This window comes from Achromobacter sp. ACM02 (genome assembly GCF_014851605.1).
Classification (GTDB): Bacteria; Pseudomonadota; Gammaproteobacteria; order Burkholderiales; family Burkholderiaceae_B; genus Achromobacter; species Achromobacter aegrifaciens.
Window position 1 is genome coordinate 327121 of sequence record NZ_JACUZY010000003.1, and the last position, 21281, is coordinate 348401.

Annotated in this window: 20 protein-coding genes; 6 read left to right on the top strand and 14 right to left on the bottom strand. The window is 66.7% G+C overall.

Going from position 1 to position 21281, the window contains the following annotated elements:
* Positions 1–16 precede the first annotated feature (16 nt).
* From IB258_RS10415 to IB258_RS10475, 13 genes are all read right to left on the bottom strand, one after another.
* On the bottom strand, positions 17–1225 hold the full coding sequence (locus IB258_RS10415; protein ID WP_119450862.1) for an NAD(P)/FAD-dependent oxidoreductase: 1209 nt from the start codon (positions 1223–1225) through the stop codon (positions 17–19).
* A 134-nt stretch (positions 1226–1359) separates the two neighbouring features.
* Positions 1360–1539, bottom strand: coding sequence for a hypothetical protein (locus IB258_RS10420; protein ID WP_054450268.1), 180 nt, complete (start codon positions 1537–1539; stop codon positions 1360–1362).
* 256 nt (positions 1540–1795) lie between these two features.
* A complete protein-coding gene (locus IB258_RS10425) occupies positions 1796–2428 on the bottom strand; it encodes a helix-turn-helix domain-containing protein (RefSeq protein WP_125472416.1) in 633 nt (210 codons plus the stop codon).
* 83 nt (positions 2429–2511) lie between these two features.
* A complete protein-coding gene (locus IB258_RS10430) occupies positions 2512–3966 on the bottom strand; it encodes an amidohydrolase family protein (RefSeq protein ID WP_192352547.1) in 1455 nt (484 codons plus the stop codon).
* 12 nt (positions 3967–3978) lie between these two features.
* Entirely contained in the window at positions 3979–4992 is a 1014-nt protein-coding gene (locus IB258_RS10435) for an ABC transporter ATP-binding protein (RefSeq protein WP_054450273.1), read from the bottom strand.
* An 8-nt stretch (positions 4993–5000) separates the two neighbouring features.
* Complete coding sequence (locus tag IB258_RS10440; RefSeq protein ID WP_054450277.1) at positions 5001–6008, bottom strand: ABC transporter ATP-binding protein; 1008 nt, start codon at positions 6006–6008, stop codon at positions 5001–5003.
* Between the two features lie 8 nt (positions 6009–6016).
* A complete protein-coding gene (locus IB258_RS10445) occupies positions 6017–6892 on the bottom strand; it encodes an ABC transporter permease (protein WP_175213894.1) in 876 nt (291 codons plus the stop codon).
* Positions 6893–6905: 13 nt separating this feature from the next.
* Positions 6906–7841, bottom strand: coding sequence for an ABC transporter permease (locus tag IB258_RS10450; RefSeq protein ID WP_054450281.1), 936 nt, complete (start codon positions 7839–7841; stop codon positions 6906–6908).
* A gap of 52 nt (positions 7842–7893) precedes the next feature.
* Positions 7894–9465, bottom strand: coding sequence for an ABC transporter substrate-binding protein (locus IB258_RS10455; RefSeq protein ID WP_119448993.1), 1572 nt, complete (start codon positions 9463–9465; stop codon positions 7894–7896).
* Between the two features lie 52 nt (positions 9466–9517).
* Positions 9518–10963, bottom strand: a complete 1446-nt coding sequence (locus IB258_RS10460) for a M81 family metallopeptidase (protein ID WP_192352548.1) — start codon at positions 10961–10963, stop codon at positions 9518–9520.
* Positions 10964–11090: 127 nt separating this feature from the next.
* Entirely contained in the window at positions 11091–11507 is a 417-nt protein-coding gene (locus IB258_RS10465) for a RidA family protein (protein WP_054450287.1), read from the bottom strand.
* 29 nt (positions 11508–11536) lie between these two features.
* The gene (locus IB258_RS10470) at positions 11537–12673 is read right to left on the bottom strand and encodes an FAD-binding oxidoreductase (protein ID WP_054450289.1); all 1137 of its coding nucleotides are present in this window, start codon (positions 12671–12673) and stop codon (positions 11537–11539) included.
* Positions 12674–12786: 113 nt separating this feature from the next.
* Positions 12787–13158 (bottom strand): tRNA-binding protein, encoded by a 372-nt coding sequence (locus tag IB258_RS10475; RefSeq protein WP_119448997.1) that lies wholly within the window; start codon positions 13156–13158, stop codon positions 12787–12789.
* Positions 13159–13339: 181 nt separating this feature from the next.
* Here IB258_RS10475 and IB258_RS10480 point away from each other — a divergent pair, with 181 nt between their 5' ends.
* Entirely contained in the window at positions 13340–13939 is a 600-nt protein-coding gene (locus IB258_RS10480; protein WP_054450292.1) for a nitroreductase family protein, read from the top strand.
* A gap of 98 nt (positions 13940–14037) precedes the next feature.
* On the opposite strand, the gene IB258_RS10485 is transcribed toward IB258_RS10480, so the two are convergent.
* Positions 14038–14805: an extracellular solute-binding protein gene (locus IB258_RS10485; protein ID WP_192352549.1), complete on the bottom strand. Its 768-nt coding sequence runs from the start codon at positions 14803–14805 to the stop codon at positions 14038–14040.
* Positions 14806–14937: 132 nt separating this feature from the next.
* Between IB258_RS10485 and IB258_RS10490 the strand changes: the two genes are divergently transcribed.
* The 5 genes from IB258_RS10490 (at position 14938) to IB258_RS10510 (ending at position 21204) form a co-directional block, all read left to right on the top strand.
* On the top strand, positions 14938–15927 hold the full coding sequence (locus tag IB258_RS10490; protein WP_310530668.1) for a lysozyme inhibitor LprI family protein: 990 nt from the start codon (positions 14938–14940) through the stop codon (positions 15925–15927).
* Between the two features lie 430 nt (positions 15928–16357).
* Positions 16358–17080: an META and DUF4377 domain-containing protein gene (locus tag IB258_RS10495; protein WP_054450298.1), complete on the top strand. Its 723-nt coding sequence runs from the start codon at positions 16358–16360 to the stop codon at positions 17078–17080.
* Positions 17081–17212: 132 nt separating this feature from the next.
* Entirely contained in the window at positions 17213–17719 is a 507-nt protein-coding gene (locus IB258_RS10500; RefSeq protein ID WP_054450300.1) for a sigma-70 family RNA polymerase sigma factor, read from the top strand.
* Positions 17716–18699: a FecR domain-containing protein gene (locus tag IB258_RS10505; RefSeq protein ID WP_119449001.1), complete on the top strand. Its 984-nt coding sequence runs from the start codon at positions 17716–17718 to the stop codon at positions 18697–18699. The genes IB258_RS10500 and IB258_RS10505 overlap by 4 nt, the downstream gene beginning before the upstream one ends.
* A 66-nt stretch (positions 18700–18765) precedes the next feature.
* Entirely contained in the window at positions 18766–21204 is a 2439-nt protein-coding gene (locus IB258_RS10510) for a TonB-dependent receptor (RefSeq protein ID WP_192352550.1), read from the top strand.
* The last annotated feature ends 77 nt before the right edge of the window (positions 21205–21281 follow it).

The following is a 21281-nucleotide window of genomic DNA, read 5'->3' on the forward strand; positions in this document are numbered from 1 at the left end:
ACTTTCTCCATCCGCCTCAGTAGTGGCTTTTGAGCGGCACGGCCGGGTCGGCCAGCACGTCGCGGGGCGGGTTCAGCCCCAGCTCCAGCAGCTTGCGCGCCGCCAGGTGGTCCATTGGGGCGTTGATCGATTCGACGCAGACCAGATGGCCGTCGGCAAAGTGCAGGATCGAGAAGCTGCCGGGCTTGGCGCCCGGGCGCAGGACGCGCTCGGTGTCCGGCGGCGCCAGGCCGGCGATCTGCAGGCGCAAGGCGCCCTGGTCGGACCAGAACCAGGGCAGAGCGTGATACGGCGTCTTGGTGCCGAGCAGCACGCCGGCCAGGGTGCGGGCCTGGTCGTTGGCGTTCTGCACCGACTCCAGGCGCAGGGTCTTGCCCCAGCGCGCATACGGAAACGAGGTGCAGTCGCCGATGGCGTAGATGCCGGGCGCCGAGGTTTGCATCAGCCCGTCCACCACGATGCCGTTCAGGCAGTCCAGGCCCGCGGCCTGCGCCAGCGTGATCTCGGGGACGGCGCCGATGCCGGCGACCAGCAGGTCCACCGGATGCTCCACGTCGTTGACGACTACGCTGCGCACGCGGCCGTTCTCGGTCCGGATGTGTTGCAGGTCGGAGGACAGGCGCAGGTCGACGCCGGACTCGTGCAGCACGCGGGCGACGTGGTCCGAGGCTTCGGGCGACACGGAGCGCGCCAGCAGGCGCGGCGCGGATTCGAAGACGGTGACCGGGCGTCCCAGGGCGCCGGCCGTGGCCGCGATTTCCAGGCCGATGAAACCGCCGCCCACGACCGTGACCGAAGGCGCGTCGGCGATCGCGGCGCGCAGGCGCGCGGCATCGTCGGCGTTGCGCAGGTAGATCAGGTTCTGGAGCTCATCAGGGACGTCCGGCAGCCGCCGCGCGCGCGTGCCGGTGGCCAGCACCAGCGCGTCATAGTCCAGCTGTTTGCCCGAAGCCAGCGTCAAGCGGCGCGCGTCGCGGTCTATGCCGACCGCGGGATCGGCCAGCAGCACCTGCACGCCGGCGTCAGCGTAGACCGCCTCGGCGCGCAGCAGCTGGATCGGGGCTTCCGGATCCTTGATGTAGGTCTTGGAGAGCGGCGGGCGGTGGTAGGGCAGCGAGGCCTCTTCGCACACCAGCGTCAGGCTGCCGGGAAAGCCGCCTTCTATCAGGCTGGCGCACAATTGCGCCGCCGCGTGGCCGCCGCCGACGATTACCACCTTCTGCATGCATGACTCCTGTTCTGCCTGGCCCGGTCTCGGGCCGAAGCGGCAATGCTACCGCAGGTGGCAGCTGGAAGAAGTGCATGAAAGTGGGCACTGCGCGTCCGAACGAGATCGGGTCGCAGCGATTGAGGACGGGTTCAGGCGCCCGGCAGCATGTAGCGGGCGGAAACGGCCAGGATGCGCTGCGCGGATTCGCGCAGCCTGCGCGCTTCGCGGTGGGCGTGGAGGGAAACCACGGCGTCGTAGCGGCGCGCGCTGAGCGGGCCGGCCAGCAGCACCGGGCGGCGGGTAAGTATGGGGGATATCAAGCGTTGCATGTGGAGCATTCCTGCGGGCGTCAGGCCCTGTCGATGCCAGGTATCGTAAGGCGGCCAGGGGCGGCGGCCAACGAAATACCTTTTATATGAATATCCGGCGCGCGCCCGGGATCGGGGGCTGGCGGATATCCGGACGCCAGTATCGCCCGCGAGTATGACAGCCATATGCCAGTGCTGCGCGCGGCCGCCCGGCAGGGAACGGGCAGGCCGGCGCACAGGCGTTCCGGGCGGCCGCGCCCTTGGCGCGGCCGCCGCCTCAGGGCGCCTTCAACCGCGACGGCACTTCGCCCACGTCGCTGCACACCGCCAGCACTTCGGCGGGCTTCTTGCTCATGGACAGGTACACGTGGCCGATGCTGCTGTCGAAGTAGGCGGTCTCCAGCTTGCCCAGCACGACGCTGTCGCCATTTTCGAACTGGATGCGGACCTTGCCCGACAGCACCAGCGCGAATTCCTGGCCCGGGTGCCGGATGTAGTCCTCGAACTCCACCACCTTGCGCGAGTCGATGAGCGCCAGCATGGGCGTCATCTTCTTGCCGGGGTATTCGCCCATGAGCAGGCGGTAGTGGTAGTTCTCGGTGACGTAGTCGCGGGCGTCGCTGAGCTTGTTCTTGACGAAGGTGGGGGCGACGGCGGCCTGCGAGGCGTCCGGCAGCATGAACATGCGGGTCATGTCTATGCCGAGCGCGCCGGCCAGCGCGGCGAACTTCTCGTAGCTGAGGGCAATCTGCCCCAGCTCCGCCTTGGACAGCGTCGAGACTGCGATGCCGCTGGCGCGGGACAGCGCCTGCAGGGTCATCTTGCGCGCCTTGCGCTCGGCCCGCAGGCGAGCGCCCATTTCTTCCTTGCCGACGATCTCGGGCGGGGATGTAGTGCCGGGTAGGGCCATGTAGCGATCTGGCAGGTAGGAGGTGGTTGGGGCAGGGCCCGCAAGCCCCGCTGCGTATGCCGGATTGTAAGGGCTGGCCGGGATCAGGCACCCGCCCGGTTGAGGACGCGGCCCGCGTGCTGGCCGGTGAAGGCCTGGCCTTCCCATACGGGCGCGCCGTTGACGTACACCGAGTGGATGCCCGCGGCGCGCTCGGTGGGACGATCGAAGGTGGCCGAGTCGGCCACGGTGGCGGGGTCGAAGACCACCAGGTCGGCGTAGTAGCCGGGCTGCACCTGGCCGCGTTCGGCCAGGCCGAACTTGGCGGCGGTCAGGCCGGTCATCTTCCAGACCGCGGTTTCCAGCGGGAACAGGCCCAGGTCGCGTGAGTAATGGCCCAGCACGCGTGGGAAGGTGCCCCACAGTCGCGGGTGCGGACGCTCGTCGTGGGGCAGGCCGTCGGAGCCGATCATGGTGGGGCCGAACGCCAGGATGCGCTGCACGTCGGGCTCGTCCATCATGAAGTAGATGGCGCCGGCGGGCTGCAGCTCCGGCACCACGTCGTACTTGGATTTGCCGCGCTCGGCGGCGATTTCCTCCAGGTCGCGCCCGCTCAGTTCGGGAAAGGGCTTGCACCAGGTGATGAGCGTGCGGCCAGCCAGCAGCACGCGGTCCTGCTTGAGCATGGTGGAGCCGGCCACGTAGGGATAGGCGTCCAGCGACACGTCCTGGCTGGCCATGGCGGCCTCGATCAGCGCCAGCGTTTCCTTGGAGCGGCCGAAGTTGGGCTTGCCCATGACCTTGTGGTGCGAGATCACCACCGGCACGTCCAGTTCGCGGCCGATGCGGAAGGTCTCTTCCAGCGCCGCCACGATATGTTCGCCTTCGTCGCGCATGTGGGTGGCGTAGACGCCGCCATGCGTGCCCAGCGGGCGGCACACCGCGATGATTTCCTCGGTGCTGGCATGGGCCGCGGGCGGATAGAACGCGCCGGTGGAAATGCCGATGGCGCCGCTGGCGAGCGCGTCGTCGGCCAGCGCCTGCATGGCCTGGATTTCCGCCGCCGTGGCTTCGCGCTTCAGATCGGGCATGACGGCGGCGCGCAGGGTGGAATGGCCTACCATGCAGGCGGCGTTGACCGCGGGCGGCGCGGCGCGCAGGGCCTCCAGGTAGTCGGAGAAGCGCTCGAAGCGGAACGAGCCGCCTTCGTCCAGCAGGTCCAGCGGCGCGGGCGGGTTGGCATGCGCCAACGGTGCCAGGCTGATGCCGCAGTTGCCGGTGATCACGGTGGTGACGCCCTGCGAGATCTTGGGCGTCATGTCGCGGTGCTTGAGCAGATAGTTGTCGTCGTGCGTGTGCGAGTCGATGAAACCCGGCGACACCACTTTGCCGGCCACGTCGATGCGCCGCCGGGCACTGCTGGCGCTCAGGTCGCCGACGGCGGCGATGCGGTCGCCGCGCACGCCGACATCGGCCAGCCGGCCCGGCGAGTTGGTGCCGTCGATGACGGTGCCGCCGGCAAGGATGTAGTCGAACGGGGTGGCGTCGGTCTGGGACATGCGTATCTCCGGCTAAACGGGGGTGGCGAAGTGGCAGGCGACCTGCTGTTCGGGGGCGATCTGGCGCGGCTGCGGCGCTTCCTCGGCGCAACGCGGCTGCGCCATCGGGCAACGGGTGCGGAAGGCGCAGCCCGAGGGCGGCGATAGCGGGCTGGGAATCTCGCCCTTGAGCACTTCCACGGGCTTGCGCTCGCCCTGGCGGGCCGAAGGGACGGCGGCCAGCAGGGCGCGGGTATAGGGATGGGCGGGCCGTTCGAAGATGGCCTCGCGGGTGCCGGTCTCGACGATCTTGCCCAGGTACATCACGGCGACGCGATGGCTGATGTGGCGCACCACGCTCAGGTCGTGCGAAATGAAGACATAGGTCAGCCCCAGGTCGCGCTGCAGGTCCATCAACAGGTTGATGACCTGCGCCTGCACCGACACGTCCAGCGCCGACACCGGTTCATCGCAAACGATCAGGCCCGGGTCCAGCGCCAGCGCGCGGGCGATCACGATGCGCTGGCGCTGGCCGCCGGAGAACTCGTGGGGATAGCGGTCGGCGGCGTCCGGGCGCAGGCTGACGCGGGCCAGCAACTGCGCGACTCGGTCGCGGATGGCCGCGCGGCTGTGGCCGAAGGCGCGCAGCGGCTCGCCGATGATGTCGCGCACCCGCATGCGCGGGTTCATCGACGAGAACGGATCCTGGAAGATGAACTGCATGCGCTGGCGCATGGCGCGCAGCTCGCGGCTGTTCATGGCGGCCAGGTCGCGGCCTTCCAGCAGGATGCGGCCTTCGGTGGGATCGGTCAGGCGGATCAGGCATTTGCCGGTGGTCGATTTGCCGCAGCCGGATTCGCCCACCAGGCTCAGCGTCTGGCCGCGTGGCACCGACAGGGAAACGCCGTCGACCGCGCGCAGCACCTTGGCGCCGCTGCCGCTGTCCACGGGGTAGTGTTTCTTCAGGCCGACGACTTCCAGCATGGGCGGGGCGTCGGCGGCGGGCGCGGACACGGCGCTCGCAAGGGGGATGTCGTGCAGATTCATGGCGGGCCTCAGGCGGTCAGGGCGGCGGGGGCGGGTTCGGCCGCGCGGGCCCAGCACCAGACGCGGTGGCGGCTGCCGGCATCGGCGGCGGGAGGCGCCTGCTCGGAACAGCGCGGTTGCGCCTCCGGGCAGCGCGCCGCGAAGGCGCAGCCGCGCGACTCGGGCGTCATCACCGGCACGATGCCGGGCAATTCGGCCAGCCGCGCCGTATGGTCCTGGCCGTCGGCGAAATCAGGCAACGAGCGGATCAGCGCCTGGGTATAGGGATGCTGCGCACGGTCCAGGATGTCGTCGACGCTGCCTTCCTCGACCTTGCGCCCGGCGTACATCACGATGACGCGCTGGCACATCTGCGCGACCACGCCCAGGTCATGGGTGATCAGCACGATGGAGGTGCCCAGCCGCTGCTGGATTTCCCGCAGCAGGTGCAGGATCTGCGCCTGGATGGTGACGTCCAGCGCGGTGGTGGGCTCGTCGGCGATCAGGACCTTGGGCTGGCACGCCAGCGCCATGGCGATCATGGCGCGTTGGCGCATGCCGCCCGACAGCTGGTAGGGATACTCGCGCACCCGGCGCGCCGGGTCGGAGATCTGCACCAGCTCCAGCAGCGATTCGGCCTGCGCCATGGCCTCGCGCCGCGACAGGCCCTGGTGCAGCATGAGCGATTCGCTGATCTGCCGGCCCACCGTGAACACCGGGTTCAGCGAGGTCATGGGTTCCTGGAAGATCATCGAGATCTGGTTGCCGCGGATCGCGCGCATGGCCTTTTCTGGCAGCGCCAGCAGATCCTGGCCGTCGAACTCGATGCTGCCGCCGGCCACTCGCCCGGGGGCGCGCAACAGGCGCATGATGGACAGGGACGTGACGCTCTTGCCGCAGCCGGATTCGCCGACCAGGCCCAGGGTTTCACCGGGCATCAGGTCGAAGGACAGGCGGTCCACGGCAAGCACTGTGGTTTCATCGCCATCGAAACAGGTGGTGAGGTCGTGCACGCGCAAGACGGGTTGGGTTTGCATGGGCGCTCCTACAGCTTTTTCGCCAGACGGGGATCGAGCATGTCGCGCAGCCCGTCGCCCACCAGATTGACGGCCAGGACGGCCACGCCCAGGAACAAGCCCGGATACAGGATGATGTGGAAAGCCACGGCCACGAAGTTGCGGCCTTCGGCCATGATGTTGCCCCAGCTGGGGATCTGCGGCGGTATGCCCACGCCCAGGAAGCTCAGTACGGCCTCGGTCAGGATGGCGGACGCCGCGATGAAGGTGGCCTGCACCATCAGCGGGGCGAACAGGTTGGGCAGGATGTGGCGCAGCAGAATCGCGGGCACGCGCGTGCCGGACGAAATGGCGGCCTCGATATAGGGCTGCTCGCGTATCGTCAGCACCAGCGCCCGCACCAGCCGCACCACGCGCGGCACCTCGGGGATGACGATGGCGATGATCACGGTGCCCAGGCCGCCCTTCAGCGTGGCCATCAGGGCGATGGCCAGCAGCACGCCCGGAATGGCCATCAGGCCGTCCATGATGCGCATGATGAAGGCGTCGATGCGCCGGAAGTAGCCCGCGGCCATGCCCAGGGCCACGCCGGCGACGGTGGAGACCATCGCCACCACGATGCCGACCACCAGCGAGACGCGGGCGCCCCAGACGGTGCGCGAATAGACGTCGCGGCCCAGCGCGTCGGTGCCGAAGAAGTGTTCGGACGATGGCGGCTTCATGCGCGCCAGCGGATTGATGTCCTGCGGATCGACGGTGGCCAGCCAGGGCGCGGCCAGCGCAATCGCGGCCAGCGCCAGCAGGATGGCGCCGCCGATGTAAAGCATGGGATGGCGGCGCAGCGAGCGCAGCACGCGGCGATGGCGCGGCCGGCGCGCGGGCAGGGACAGGGTAGTGGTCGTCATGCGTAGTCCCCGTTCAATAGCGGATGCGCGGATCGAAGAGCCGGTAGCTCAGGTCGACCAGCAGGTTGATCAGGACATAGATGCCGGAGGCCACCAGCAGCACGCCCTGGATCACGGGATAGTCGTGGCGCAGCACGGCGTCGATGGTCAGGCGGCCCAGGCCGGGAATCGCGAATACGGTTTCCGTGACCACGACGCCGCCGATCAGCAGGGCCACGCCCACGCCGATGGTGGTGACGATGGGATTGGCGGCGTTCTTCAGCGCATGCCAGACGATGGGGCCGGCCGCCAGGCCCTTGGCGCGGGCGGTGCGGATGTAGTCTTCGGACAGGGCTTCCAGCATGGTGGCGCGCGTCATGCGCGTGAGCAGCGCCATGTAGACCAGGCCCAGCGACAGGCAGGGCAGCACCAGATGGCGCAGGTAGGGCACCACGCCGTCGGCCAGGGGCTTGTAGCCCTGCACCGGCAGCCAGCCCAGCTTGATCGAAAAGCCGTAGACCAGGCTGTAGCCGATCAGGAACACCGGCACCGAGAATGCGCAGACCGCGCCTATCATGACCAGCCGGTCGAGCCAGCGGCCCGCGTGCCAGGCCGCCAGCACGCCCAGCGGAATCGCCGCGATCACCGCGAACAGCATGGTGAAAATGGCGATGGACAGCGTCGGCCCCATGCGCTGGCCGATCAGCTGCGAGACCGGCATCTGTGTCGACATCGACGTGCCCAGATCACCAGTGGCGATGTGGCTGACCCAGATGCCGAACTGCTGCAGCAATGGTTTGTCCAGCCCCAGGTTCTGGCGGATCTTCTCCACGTCGTCGGCGGTGGCGTTGTCGCCCGCGATCACCGCCGCGGGATCGCCCGGCGACAGGTGGATCAGCAGGAACACCACGACCGCGACCACGGCCATGACAGGAATGACGGCCGCGATGCGGCGCAGTATGTATTTCACGCTGGTTTTCCCCCGGCTTGTGGCCGGGCGCACATGGCGCCCGGCGCCCGCCTTACGGCTTCTCGATGTTCCACATCACCGGGATGCCGGTCTTCAGCAGCTCGGTGTGCTGCAAGCCGCGGAACGCGGACACGGGCTTGAATTCCCCCCACATGACATACGGCACGCTCTGGTAGGCGCGCGCCTGCATCTGCGCGGCGATGTCCTTGCGCTTGGCCGGGTCCGTTTCGCGGATCCAGCTGGTGCGCAGCGCGTCGAGTTCCTTGTCGCAGGGCCAGCCCGGCAGGCTGTTGCCGCAAGCGGCGGACATCCAGGGATTGGTCACCGGCGTGCTGGCGTCGTAATAGCCGCCCCAGGTCAGGAAGACGTTCCAGCCGCCTTGCGCGGGCGGATCCTTCTTCAGGCGGCGTCCGGCCAGGGAGGCCCAGTCCATGGATTGCAGGTCGACGTTGATGCCGGCCTTCTTCATGTTCTGCGTCAGCACCATGACGGCGGGCGCGCTGAGGTGGTCCGTGGGGTACAGCACCACGACTTTCTCGCCCTTGTAGCCGGCTTCCTGCAGTAGTTGCTTGGCGCGCGCCGGGTCGGTCTTGGCGTACGGCGCCGCGCCCGCGTCGCTGGCCAGCGGCGAGCCGCAGACAAAGAGGCTGGGGCAATAGTCCACGCGGTATTTCTCCGGGTAGCCCATGGCCGACAGCATTTCCTTCTGGTTCACCAGGTGGTAGAGCGCCTGGCGGGCAAGCTGGTTGTCGAAGGGCGGATGCAGCGAATTGAGGATGACCATGCCCTGCGTCGCGACGGACGTGTTCAGGGTGATGTCCTTGTTGGTCTCCAGCACGGGCAGGAAGTCGGGCGTGGTCTGTTCGATCATGTCGACTTCGCCGTTCATCAGGGCGGCGGTGGCCGTGTTGCCGTCGGGAATGTAGACCCACTCGACGCGGTCCACCTTGACGTTCTTGCCGCCCGCCAGGCCGTCGGCAGGTTCCGTGCGCGGCACGTAGGCCGGGTTTTTCACGTACACGACCTTGTTGCCCGGCACCCATTCATCGCGCTTGAAGAGGAAGGGGCCCGAGCCGACCATTTCCGTGACCTGGGTGTTCGGGTCCGTCATGGCCAGGCGCTTGGGCATGATGAAGGGCGGCATGCCGGAAGGCTTGGACAGGGCGTCCAGCACCAGGCCGAAAGGCTCCTTCAGCGTCAGCGTGAAGCTGTTGTCGCCGGTCACCGCGAGTTCGGCGCCCGCGGCCATCATGGCCTGGCCCAGCGTGTCCTTCTTGGCCCAACGCTGGATCGACGCCACGCAGTCCTCGGCCTTGACGGGCGTGCCGTCATTGAACTTCAGGCCTGGGCGCAAGGTGAAGCTCCAGCTCTTGCCGTCCTCGGACACGGTCCAGCTATCCACCATCTGCGGCTTGACCTGGCCCTTGCTGTCCTGCGAGAACAGGGTGTCGAACACCATGTAGCCGTGGTTGCGCGTGATGTAGGCCGTGTTGAACAGCGGGTCCAGCGTCTTGAGGTCCGCGTGCGGCACCAGGCGCAGGGTCTTGGTCTGCGCCAGCGCGCCGGTGGCGGCCCCCATGGCCAGCAGGGCGGCTGCGCCCAGCAAACTGAAACGTCTGATCATTGTTATCCCCTTCGTTATTCCTAAGCCCTGGTCGGGCGGCGATCGTTGAGCCTCAGGCCTTGAACGGCCACTTCGGCAATTTGCGCTTGGTGTAAGGCAGCGCGTTGTAGTCGGTGGTGATGGCGCCCGGCGTTTCCACGTAGATGACGTGGCGGCCGACCTGCGAATACGAGGCGTAGAAATGCTGCGACGATTTCACGATGATGAGCCTCATGGCCTGCAGGTCCACGCCGAACTGCGTGAACAGGTCGGTGCCCATGGCCTGGGTGCGGTTGGTGGTCAGGGCGATGGTCACGCCCTGGCTGCGCACGATGGCCACGTCGCCCAGCAGGGCGGGCGTGCCGGCCAGCCCGGTCATGATGGCGTCGCGCTTGAGCGCCACGATTTCGCAGTCCAGGTCCAGCGGCTGTCCCGATACCGGCGCGACCTTGCCGCCGATGCGCAGCTGGATGCGCGCGCCTTCGCCAGCTTCGAAACAGAGCTGCACCGCCACCGGATCCCAGAAGGGGCCGGTCGCGACGTCGGTGATGCCGCGCGCCAGCACGCGTTCCAGGATGAAGGTGGCGTCGCTGGGGGCGCCGCCGCCCGCGTTGTCGGCGGAATCGGCCAGCACCACCGGAAAGTCGTTCAACGCCAGGGCCTGGTCCAGCGCTTCGTCGGCGCCGGGGTAGGGTGGCGTCAACTGGTCGCGAAAGCCGATGATCTCTTCGCCCAGCGCGCGCGCCAGGGCGTTGGCCTGGGCCTGGTCGCCGTCGGTATAGACCAGCACCTTGGAACCCATGTCGGGGGTGTCGCCCCACGGGAAGCCATGCGCGATCGACACCGACAGCACGCCTTCCTTGCCTTCCATCGCGAGCAGGCGGTCGACGAAGCTGCGCATGGGTTCGCGGCTGGTGTGCATGATGGAGATCATCTCGCAGTCGTACACGGCGCGCGTTGGCTTGATGCGGCCTTCGGCGCGCGCCACGCACAGGTCCACCAGGTCGTAGGCGCGTTCCAGGATGTCGGTGTGCGGATATTCCTTGAAGCACACCAGGAAGTCGGCGCTTTCCACCATGTCCGCCGTCATGTGGCAATGCGGGTCCAGTTCGGCGCCGATCACGGTGTCGGGGCCCACGATCTCGCGCGCGCGGCGCAGCAGGTCGCCTTCGCAGTCGTCGTAGCCGTCGGCCACCATGGCGCCGTGCAGGCCGAACAGGGCGATGTCGACGCGGCCCGCGCGCTTCAGGTCGCCCAGCAGTTCGTCGCGCAGGGTTTCGTAGGCGTGGCGGGTGGTGATGCCGGCCGGCGTTGCGCCGGCGGTCAGGCCTTCGATCAAGGTCCAGTTCTTGCCTTGCGCGCGCTGGCGCGCCGCCCACAGCGGCCCCGAGAACATCTGCATGCGGTCCGGATGCTGGCCTGCGGGGTAGTAGCCGCGCGCCCGATAGGCCGACAGCCCGGTCGGGATGGGAGAGAAGGTGTTCGTCTCGGTCGCCAGGGACCCGGAAAAGATTTTCATGCTGCCGCTCCGCGTAAGGATGTGCACATGGGGGCGCAGGCGTTGCCGCGAGCGCAAGGAAAAGACCGCACCGCCTGGCGCGAGGGCCGGGCAGTGTCAAACCATCGGACAGGCCCGCGGGGCGGGATCAGGCTTCGGACACGGGGCCCGGCGTGTAGCCGCCGTGCGCGACTGCCGCGCCCAGCCAGGCCTGCACCTCGATTTCCACGTCCACGCCCATGGCCAGCTTGGCCTCGACCGTCGAACGCGAAGGGAAGTCGGACGAGAAATGGCTGCGGTAGGCGTCGTTGAACTGCGCAAAGAGCTCCAGGTCCGACAGCCATACCGTCACGCGCACCACGTCCTTGAGGGTGGCGCCCGCCAGGGCCAGCGTTTCCTTGATGCGCTCGATGGCGGCATGGGTCTGGGCGGTGATGTCGCCGCGCACGACCTGGCCGTTGGCGTCCATCGGGATCTGGCCCGACAGGAACAGGAAGCCGCCGGCCTGGGTGGCGCGGGAGAACGGCAGGGGCAGGGGGCTGGGGTAGCGGGCAATGGTGGTCATGGTGGACTCTCGCAGGCAAGGGGGTGGGTTCAGCGCAATCGCGCAGGACGCACGGCTTCGGCATTCACGCCGTGCGCATGCAGATGGGCGGGCAGCGGCTGGCGCGTGAGCAGCGCGGCAGCCAGCTCAGAAGTCGCCGCGGCCGTCTGAATACCATAGCCGCCTTGGGCCGCCAGCCAGAAGAAGGCGGGCGCATCGGCATCCCAGCCGACCACGAAATCGCCGTCGCGCACAAAGGAGCGCAGGCCGGCCCAGGTGTGCTTGGGGCGGCGGATGGTGAGCGAGGTCGCGCTTTCGATGCGGTAGATGCCGGTGGCCACGTCCAGTTCTTCCGGCACCACGTCATGCGCGGCGACCGGATCGGCGTTGGCCGGCGATCCCAGCAATTGGCCGGCATCGGGCTTGAAGTAATAGCTTTCGTCGACGCCGACCACGGCCGGCCAATGGGCAAAGTCCACGTCCTGCGGGCCGGAGAACGTGAAGGCGGTGCGGCGGCACGGCTGCAGGCCGACGGGCGAGGCCCCGCAGAGGGCCGCGGTATGGTCCGCCCAGGCGCCCGCGGCGTTGACCAGCGCTCGCGCACGCAGGCTGCGGCCATCGGCCAGCGTCAGCGTCCAGACGCCGTCCGCATGGGCAGCCGACACGACTTCGGCATTGTTGTGCAGTACTGCGCCCTGGCGCGACATGCCGCGCAGAAAGCCCTGATGCAGCGCGTGCACGTCGATGTCGCGCGCGTCCGGTTCTTCGATGGCGCCGCAGATCTGGTCGGCGCGCAGACAGGGCACGCGCTCGACGGCCGCTTCGGCGTCGATCAGCGCCACATTGGGCGATTGGCTGCGGAAGTCGTCATAGACCTGGCGCAGCAGGTCCCGCTGTTCGGGCGTGGCGATGTACAGCACGCCGCGCGGGCTGAGCAGCGGATGCTCGCTGAAGCCCTGCGGCGGATTTTCGTAGAAGGCGCGGCTGGCGCGCGTGAGCGCCTTGATCTGGTCCGTGCCGTAGGTTTCCATGAACATGGCCGCGGAACGGCCGGTGGAGTGGTAGCCCGGCTGGGCCTCGCGTTCCAACACGGCCACCGAGGCCGTGGCGCTCAGGCGGTAGGCCACGGAAGCGCCGGCGATGCCGGCGCCGATCACGGCGTAATCGAATAGGGGTTCTGCTGTCATTTTGTCGGAAGCGAGAATTCTCTTATTTGATAATTCTCGAATACGATAGTTTTTTGACGGTAGACAAGTAATAGGGGAAAGCCCCGATGGAGGAAACTCCGGGGCTCGGGAGGTCAGGTCAGGCGGGTGCCATTGGGAACCTGATCGTCCGGCACTGCCAGCACGATGCCGCCGGACTCGTCCGCGAAACCCAGCACCAGCACTTCGGATTTCATCGGCCCGATCTGGCGCGGCGGAAAGTTCACCACCGCCATGACGCGCTTGCCCGTCAGCTGTTCCAGCGTGTAGCGATCGGTGATCTGCGCCGAACTTTTGCGGATGCCCACGCCGGCGCCGAAATCTATCGTCAGCTTGTAGGCGGGTTTGCGCGCCTCGGGAAAGGCTTGCGCCGACTGGATGGTACCGATGCGGATGTCGACCTTGAGAAAGTCGTCAAAGCCGATATCGGCGGCGGCGGGGGTGTTCGGGTCTTGGGTGTAATGCACGTTGGGTCCTTGGATTGGGCTGTCCGTCACCTTGCGCAGAGCCGATTTGGTCGATAGGCGGAACAGTTTGTTCCGCGCAATGGGGTGTTTTTTGGCTTCCTGGACGTATTCGGGACAATTGCCGGTCGGTAGAATTCGCCATGCATTTTCCTCTATCTACTCGTCGGAAGGCCACAACGTCATGAGCAACGCTTATCTGGACGCCCTCAAGCAGCGTCGCACGCAGTACTCGCTGGGCCGCAACCTGTCGATCTCCAAGGAGGAACTGACCTCCCTGATCCAGGAAGCGATCAAGCACAGCCCCTCGTCGTTCAATTCGCAAAGTTCGCGCGCCGTGATCCTGTTCGGCGCCGAGAGCGAAAAGCTCTGGAACATCGCGATCGAAGAAGTGCGCAAGGTCGCGCCGGCCGAGAGCTTTGCCCAGACCGAAGCCAAGCTCAAGAGCTTCGCCGCGGGCGTGGGCACCGTGCTGTTCTTTGAAGACCAGGGCGTGGTGCAGGGCTTGCAGGAAAAATTCGCTCTGTACGCGGACAACTTCCCGGTCTGGTCCGAGCAGGCGGGCGGCATGGCCCAGTTGTCGGTCTGGAGCACCCTGGCCAGCGCGGGCGTGGGCGCCAGCCTGCAGCACTACAACCCGCTGATCGACGCCGCCGTCGCCCGCGAATGGAACGTTCCGGCGTATTGGAAGCTGCGCGCGCAGATGCCGTTCGGCTCCAACGAAAACGGCTTCGGCGAAAAGGCGTTCATGGACGATGCCGAGCGCTTCCGCGTGGCCGGCTGAGTTTTCGGGACGCCTTGCGCGTCCCGGTCCGAGCGCATCGGAAAGCCCGCAATTCCCAGGGAATCGCGGGCTTTTTTACGTCCGGCTCCTGGCGGACCTCAATCCGTCTTCCAGCCCCATTTCTTGAAGATCGCCCGGCCTTCGGGCGCAGTCAGGAAGTCGATAAAGGCCTGCGCCTGGGCATTGCCCTTGCCTTTCCTGGTCACGACGGCGCCCGCGTCGCGATAGATGCGGTAGGCCTCTTCCACCTCGACCATGCTGGCGAGCTCGGGGTTGGACACCTGCCAGATGTTCCAGATCAGCCAGGCGTCTATGGTCTTGTCCTCGGTCCATTGGGTGCGCGCCTGTGCGCTGTTGCCGGCCTCCGGCAGCACGAGGTTGGCGCGGAAGGCGCGCACGGTTTCGACGTCGCCAAGACGGCCGGCCACGTCTTCCCACAGTCCCGTCTGGCCCGCGCCGGACACGGCCATGACCTTGATGCCGGGCTTGAGCAGATCCTTGAAGCCCTTGATTGCCTTGGGATTGCCCGGACGCACCAGGATGGCCGAGGGCCTCAGGTACAGCGTGCGGGCCTCGCGCAGCTCGAACACGCCGGGCAGCGCCGAGGCGAAACCACTCATCATGTTTTCGGCGCCGCTGTAGATCACGTCGGCGTCCTGTTTGGCCTTGTCGGCCCAGGCCGGCGTGGGGCCCGCGGTGACGCTGACGTCAATGCCGTGCAGCTTGCCGAACGCAGTGGCCGCTTCCTTCATCGCGGGCGCGGGACCGCCGGGGCCGTACACGTTCAGGCCCGGAGCGGCCCAGGCGCTGCCGGCGGCGGTGCAAGCCAGGGCAATGCCGCAGGCAAACGATCTGATCGACTTCATATCAAGACTTCCATTTCTGCGCTGACCGACGCCGGGCGTCCGGCGCGTTCGGCTGGTTGATCCGTGGCGTGCTGCGTGGTCTCTTGCGCGGCTTGCCACTGAGTAGACGAGCAGGGGAAGGGGAATATTCCAATGGACTGTGCAATCCGCGCTGCGTTGCAGAGCGTTGAACTCTGTTTCCAGTCTGTTAAAAAGTCGCGTGCAAAATTGCAGCCTTGCTGCCGCCTTGCGATGAATGGCTTAACGGTCTGCAAGCATCGAAACGCTGCGCAGCGCATTCTCAAAGAGAAACGTCACATGAAATCTGGAATCCCCGTGGGCCGCCTGCTGTGCGTCGCCGGCCTGTTCGCGCTTGCCGCGCCCGCCTATGCGATCGATTGCGCCAAAGCCGCCAGCGCCGTGGAAAAGCTGATCTGCTCGGACCGCAAGACCGTGGCGGCGGACGCCGAGTTGAACCGGGCTTACGCCGCGATTCTGAAACAGGCTCCCGACGGAGATATCCGCGCCATGCTGGCGCACAACCAGAAGCGCTGGATTGTGGCGCGCGACCGCGCGCTCACGAACCTGATCGAGGACCCGAGTTCGGTTCCCGACGGCAAGACGGCCGCAGGCGTCGCTCGCGATTTGATCCAAAGCCGCACGGCGCAGCTCAAGGAGACGCACAAGGGCGCAACGCTCCCCGACATGATCGGCAGCGCAGTCCGCCAGCAGCAGTTCCAGGCGCAATTCACCGGCGGCGCTTACGCCGGCTACTCGACTTCTTGCGACGTCTTCCCAGGCGAAAATGCCTACTACGGCTGCTTCGCGACGCGGCATTACCAGAATAATGACCGCATTTGCTCGGTCGACGAGTACTGGGCGTCGGGCGGCGTCTACACCAAGCGTTATGTCGCCAACGTCGTGGACGGCAAGCCGCAGTTGGCGGCATCCTGCTCGTTCAGCAGCTCGGACGAGGCATGCTCCGATAAGGCGGGCGAGACAAAATGGAACATGAAGCCGAAAAAGCCAGACTTTTCCTATCCAGCCCAGCCGCTGCCCAAGATCGATGGAGAGATCGTGGGCGATGACGACTATGAGTGGGCCCGAGCCTGCCTGACGGGCGCGGCCTACCCTGCCAATTGACGCTGGCGAGCCGATCGCGAGCGCGCGATCGGCCTTGTATTGCGGTGGTTTGCGCGTATTGCGTGCAGTTCGCGGTGGATTGGCAATACTTGCAGTATTTTGAGGGTTATGTATTTAGTTGTAAGGCAAGCAGAACCTCACGGTGATCCGCTGGCAGGCAAGAGCGCTATACGGTTGCCTAGGGAAAACCCGTAGATTGCGTTGCTCAGAGGGTGTTTTTCAGGCCGGATCTGCGGCAAGATTTTGAAACCGACTGGATGGCTGCGTGTTTAAAACGTCCATCCCGCGAACGTAGAATCCCGTTTTTCATCAGTGCCATCCGGCTGACAGGAAACGAACCATGAAGAAAACCATCCTCCTTGCGTCCGTATGCGCCGCGCTGCTGCAAGCTTGCGCTCCGACTTCCTCTCCCCGTGAAGGATCGTCCTCCATGCCCACTACCGCCACCACGCCCGCCAGCCCTGAAGTTAGCCTGCCCGCCTATTACTGGCGCCTGGCTTCCGCCACCGATGCAGCGGGCAAGCCGATAGCCGCGCTCCAGGCTGGCGTCGAACATCAACTGCGCCTGTCGTTCACGCAGGACGCCTTGAACATCCGCGGCGGCTGCAATGCGCAGTTCGGGGGCTACACCTACAAGAACGGCGTGCTGCAGGTGGCGAACCTCGCGTCGACCATGAAGGCCTGCGACCAGAGCCTGATGCGCCTGGACGCCGAGATCGGCCAGCGCATGAAGGGCGACCTGCGCGCCACGCTCAGCGGACACGCTTCCGAACCCGGACTGGAGCTGGTTGCGCAGGACGGCAGCGTCCTGAAGTTCGTCGGCGAACCTACGCCCGAGACCCTGTACGGCAGCGCCGGCGAAATCATGTTCCTGGAAGTTGCCGCGAAGAAGACGGAGTGCAGCCACCCGCTGATTCCCAACTACCAGTGCCTGATGGTGCGCGAGCGCCGCTACAACGAAGCCGGCGTGCAGCAGCCTACCCAGGACAAGTGGCATCCGCTGTATCAGTCCATCGAAGGCTTCCAGCACCAGGATGGCGTGCGCACCGTGCTGCGCGTGAAGCGCTACGACTGGAAGAACCCGCCCGCGGATGCGCCCAAGCAGGTGTATGTGCTGGACATGGTGGTGGAGCAGGACGCGTCGAAGAAGTAAGACGCCAGCTTCCCTCTGGATTTCCCCATTGCGCCCGGCCCCTGGATTCAGCGGCCGGGCGCAGTCATTTCACCCGGTGCAGGGTACTATGTTGTAAATTGTAGTCATTCTCATTTATAACCGTGCGTCTTCATGGCCGCCTCCGATCCCTCTCCGCGGCACCCCCTGCATACGCTGTACCAGGAACACCAAGGCTGGCTGCAGGGCTGGCTGCGTAAAAAACTGGGATGCGCTTTCGACGCCGCCGACCTGGTGCATGACACCTATCTGCGTGTGCTGGCCCGCCGTGATCCGGGCGACATCCGCGAGCCGCGTTCCTATCTGGCGACCATCGCGCACGGTCTCATGGTGAATCACCTGCGCCGCAGGGATCTCGAACGCGCCTATCTGGAAACGCTGGCGCAGCTGCCCCAGGCGCAGTCGCCGTCACCCGAGGAGCGCGCCCTGGCGCTGGAAGCCCTGTGTGAAATCGACGCCATGCTGGATGGCTTGCCCGTCCCGGTGCGGCGCGCTTTCCTGCTTTGCCAGCTTGAAGGGCAGACGCACGCGGATATTGCCAAGACGCTGGGCGTGTCGGTCGGCTCGGTGCGGCTGTACATCGCGCGCGCCCTGCGCCAGTGCCTGGAGTTCGCGCCATGAGCGCCGGCGAGGCAGGGCGCATCGATCCGCGTGCATTGGACGGCGCGGTGGACTGGTTTTTGCGGCTGACCTCCGGCAGCGCCAGCCAGGCGGACCGGGACGCGTGGCAAGCCTGGCGCCAGGCCGATCCTGAACACGAGCGCGCCTGGCAGCGCACCGAAGCGCTTACGCGCCGTTTTGAGGCGTTGCCCAAGGGCATGCTGCCCGTGTTGGGGCGACCGCGCTCGTCCGCCCGCCGCGCCGCGCTGGGCAAGCTGCTGGTGCTGATCGGCGCCGGAGGCGCCATCGGCTACGCGCAGGTCGATGAAGCCTGGCGCGGCTGGGTGGCGCAATACCGCACTGCTGTCGGCGCCCGGCGCGAGGTGATGCTGGCGGACCATAGCCGCGTGGTGCTCAATGCCGCCACCGCCATGGACGTCCTGTTCGATGCCCAGCAGCGGCTGATCGCGCTGCACGGCGGCGAAATCCTGATCGAAACCGCGCCGGACCCGCAACAGGTTTCCCGGCCGTTCATCGTGCGCACCCGCGAAGGCAGCATCACCGCATTGGGTACGCGCTTCGTGGTCAGGCGCGACGATGGCGTATCGGCGGTACAGGTTCTGGAAGGCGCCGTGCGCGTGGCGCTACCGGGCGCTTCGGCGGATGCGGCGCGCATCGTGCCCGCCGGCATGGGCCTGCGCTTTGGCGGCGGCCATATCGATGACGCCCAAGCGCTGACCGGCGACCCCGCCGCCTGGCAGCGCGGCATGCTGCAGGTCGACGGCATGCCTTTGAATGAATTCCTGCGCGAGCTTCAGCGTTACCGCACGGGCTGGATCGATTGCGCGCCCGAAGTGGCGCATCTGCCGATTTCCGGCGCCTTCCCGCTGGCCGAACCCGACCGGGTGCTGGCCACGGTAGCGGACACCCTGCAACTCGGCCTGCGCCATCGCACCCGCTACTGGGTGTCGCTGGTGCCGCGCGGCGGGACTATTTTGTAACGGCGACTAGCACTTTCTGCGTCTTATCTGGCTACGAGGGTAAGACCAACATCTGGAGTGCATGTCATGCCCCGTCAGCTTCCCCCGTTGCGCGCAAGCGTCTCCTTCCCCGCCTTGCTCGCGGCAGGCGTATTCGCGCTGCCTCTGGCCGGGTTGATAACGCCTGCCCAGGCGCAGACGCAGGCGGGGCAGGTGAGCGTAGCCATCGGGCCCGGGCCGCTCAGCGCGGCGCTGTCGGCCTACGCGGCCCAGGCCGGGGTCCTGCTGTCGTTCGATCCTGCTCTGACGCGCGACCTCCAGTCGCCGGGATTGCGCGGCAGCTATGGCTTCGAGGAAGGGCTGCGCCAGCTGCTGGCCGGCAGCGGGCTGGAACCGGCGCGGCGCGCGGACGGCGGCTACACGCTGCGCAGATTGCCGCAGGGCGAAGTCACGGCCTTGCCCGCCGTGACCGTCACCGGCGCTGGCGACGAAGGTCCCTCCGAAGGGACAGGCTCCTATACCGTGCCGGCAACCAGCGCCGCCACCCGCATGCCGCTGTCGCTGCGCGAAACCCCGCAATCCATCAGCGTCGTCACGCGGCAGCAGATGGACGACCAGAACCTGAACACGCTGGACGAGGTGATGCGCCAGACGCCCGGCATCGCCGTCGACCGGCTGGATGAGCGCGTGCAATTCACCTCGCGCGGTTTTGCGTTGAACACCATGCTCGATGGCGTGCCCACGCTGTCGTTCAAGACGCCGTCGGCCGAGGCGGGCATGATCAACACCGCCATCTACGACCGGGTGGAAGTCGTGCGCGGCGCCGCAGGCCTGCTCAACGGCGTGGGCGAACCCGGCGGTTCGGTGAACCTGGTGCGCAAGCGCCCCACATCGGAGTTTGCCGGACACGTCACCGGCGGCGTCGGCCGCTGGAACAGCTACAACGCCGAAGCCGATCTGGGCGGCCCGCTGAACAGCGCCGGCACGCTGCGCGGCCGCGTGGTTGCCGCCCGCACCGCGGGCGACAGCTTCATCGACTACAAGAAGCGGTCCGACGATGTCTTCTACGGCATCCTCGAGGCCGACATCCTGCCCAGCACCACGGTCAGCCTCGGCTACGAGCACCAAAAGACCGCCATCGACGGCGCGAACTTCGGCCAGGCGCCGCTGTTCTACAGCGACGGCACGCGCACGAACTTTCCCAGGTCCTTCAATCCCGTGACGCCGTGGAGCCAATGGGACATGTATACGGACCGGATATTCGCGACCTTGGACCACCGCTTCGGCAGCGGCTGGTACGTCAAGATGGACGCCAGCCGCCTGAAAAACGAAAGAAAAGCCGCCTGGGGCTACGTCCTCGCGTATCAGCCTGTCGATCCGTCCTGCGCGTCCACCATCGAATTGCGCGACAACCCCGCAAGCTCCACCAACAAGTCCTTCGACGTCTACGCCGAAGGGCCGTTCCAGGCATTCGGCAGGGAGCACCGGGCCGTCCTGGGGCTGAGCTACAACCGCTACACCAGCGAACTCAACCTGAACTCGGCGAATCCCGCCGGCTGGGACCGCCGGCGCGTGAATCTCTACGAGCTGCGCGACGTGCCGCGGCCCGCCATGCCCTACACCTTCTACAACACCTTCCTGGACGCGAAGGAGACCGCCATCTACGGTTCCGCGCGCCTGAAGGTGGCCGAGCCGGTGTCGCTGATCCTGGGCGCGCGGACCACCTGGTACGAAGAAAACTCATCGGCCTACAACGGCCCCGCCAACACCTGGACCCACAACCCCACCGCAAAGGAAAACGGCGTCTTCACGCCTTATGCCGGCGTGGTCGTGGACCTGAGCAAGGATTATTCGGCCTACGCCAGCTACACCCGGATCTTCATTCCCACCACCTCGCGCGACGCCAGCAACGTGGTGCTGCCTCCTCAAACCGGCCAGAACTATGAAATCGGCCTGAAGGGCGAACACCTGGACGGCAAGCTGAACACAAGCTTCGCGATATTCCGCACCCAGGAGGAAAACGTTGCGGTGGAGGATCCGTCCAGCCCGCCGCTGCCGGACGGGAGCACTCCCTACCGCGCCGTCAAAGGCGCGCGCAGCAAGGGTTTCGAGCTGACCGCATCCGGCGAAGTGGCGCCGGGCCTGCAGCTGATGGGCGGCTACACCTACTTTGCCAAGCGCGACGCCGAAGGCGCATTGCTGTTGCCGAGCACGCCGCAGCGGCTGTTCCGCCTGGCCGCCAGCTACAGGCTGCCGGGCGAATGGAGCAAGCTTACGATCGGCGGCAACGTCAGCTACCAGAGCAGCATCTACTACGACGAAGCCGGCGGGCTGGGGCGCGCCAGCCAGGGCGGCGTCACGCTGTTTGGCCTGATGGCGCGCTATGACTTCAACAGGCATGTGTCCGCGTCCGTCAACGTGGAAAACCTGACCGACAAGTATTACTACAGCGGTCTGGGGGGCTACAACGGCTACAACTACGGCACGCCCAGGAACGTCTGGATGAAGGTGAGCTACAAGTTCTGAGGACCGGGCAAGCCAGGCGGCGGGGGCGCGCGGAGGCTTTCGCGCGAGGCGGGTTTGATGTTTGTCATGTCCGCGGC

What these genes read in the sequence shown, in the direction of transcription:
- IB258_RS10415 (WP_119450862.1), bottom strand. Translation starts at nt 1,225, where the DNA reads ATGCAGAAGGTGGTAATCGTCGGCGGCGGCCACGCGGCGGCGCAATTG.
- IB258_RS10420 (WP_054450268.1), bottom strand. Translation starts at nt 1,539, where the DNA reads ATGCAACGCTTGATATCCCCCATACTTACCCGCCGCCCGGTGCTGCTG.
- IB258_RS10425 (WP_125472416.1), bottom strand. Translation starts at nt 2,428, where the DNA reads ATGGCCCTACCCGGCACTACATCCCCGCCCGAGATCGTCGGCAAGGAA.
- IB258_RS10430 (WP_192352547.1), bottom strand. Translation starts at nt 3,966, where the DNA reads ATGTCCCAGACCGACGCCACCCCGTTCGACTACATCCTTGCCGGCGGC.
- IB258_RS10435 (WP_054450273.1), bottom strand. Translation starts at nt 4,992, where the DNA reads ATGAATCTGCACGACATCCCCCTTGCGAGCGCCGTGTCCGCGCCCGCC.
- IB258_RS10440 (WP_054450277.1), bottom strand. Translation starts at nt 6,008, where the DNA reads ATGCAAACCCAACCCGTCTTGCGCGTGCACGACCTCACCACCTGTTTC.
- IB258_RS10445 (WP_175213894.1), bottom strand. Translation starts at nt 6,892, where the DNA reads ATGACGACCACTACCCTGTCCCTGCCCGCGCGCCGGCCGCGCCATCGC.
- IB258_RS10455 (WP_119448993.1), bottom strand. Translation starts at nt 9,465, where the DNA reads ATGATCAGACGTTTCAGTTTGCTGGGCGCAGCCGCCCTGCTGGCCATG.
- IB258_RS10460 (WP_192352548.1), bottom strand. Translation starts at nt 10,963, where the DNA reads ATGAAAATCTTTTCCGGGTCCCTGGCGACCGAGACGAACACCTTCTCT.
- IB258_RS10465 (WP_054450287.1), bottom strand. Translation starts at nt 11,507, where the DNA reads ATGACCACCATTGCCCGCTACCCCAGCCCCCTGCCCCTGCCGTTCTCC.
- IB258_RS10470 (WP_054450289.1), bottom strand. Translation starts at nt 12,673, where the DNA reads ATGACAGCAGAACCCCTATTCGATTACGCCGTGATCGGCGCCGGCATC.
- IB258_RS10480 (WP_054450292.1), top strand. Translation starts at nt 13,340, where the DNA reads ATGAGCAACGCTTATCTGGACGCCCTCAAGCAGCGTCGCACGCAGTAC.
- IB258_RS10485 (WP_192352549.1), bottom strand. Translation starts at nt 14,805, where the DNA reads ATGAAGTCGATCAGATCGTTTGCCTGCGGCATTGCCCTGGCTTGCACC.
- IB258_RS10490 (WP_310530668.1), top strand. Translation starts at nt 14,938, where the DNA reads ATGGACTGTGCAATCCGCGCTGCGTTGCAGAGCGTTGAACTCTGTTTC.
- IB258_RS10495 (WP_054450298.1), top strand. Translation starts at nt 16,358, where the DNA reads ATGCCCACTACCGCCACCACGCCCGCCAGCCCTGAAGTTAGCCTGCCC.
- IB258_RS10500 (WP_054450300.1), top strand. Translation starts at nt 17,213, where the DNA reads ATGGCCGCCTCCGATCCCTCTCCGCGGCACCCCCTGCATACGCTGTAC.
- IB258_RS10505 (WP_119449001.1), top strand. Translation starts at nt 17,716, where the DNA reads ATGAGCGCCGGCGAGGCAGGGCGCATCGATCCGCGTGCATTGGACGGC.
- IB258_RS10510 (WP_192352550.1), top strand. Translation starts at nt 18,766, where the DNA reads ATGCCCCGTCAGCTTCCCCCGTTGCGCGCAAGCGTCTCCTTCCCCGCC.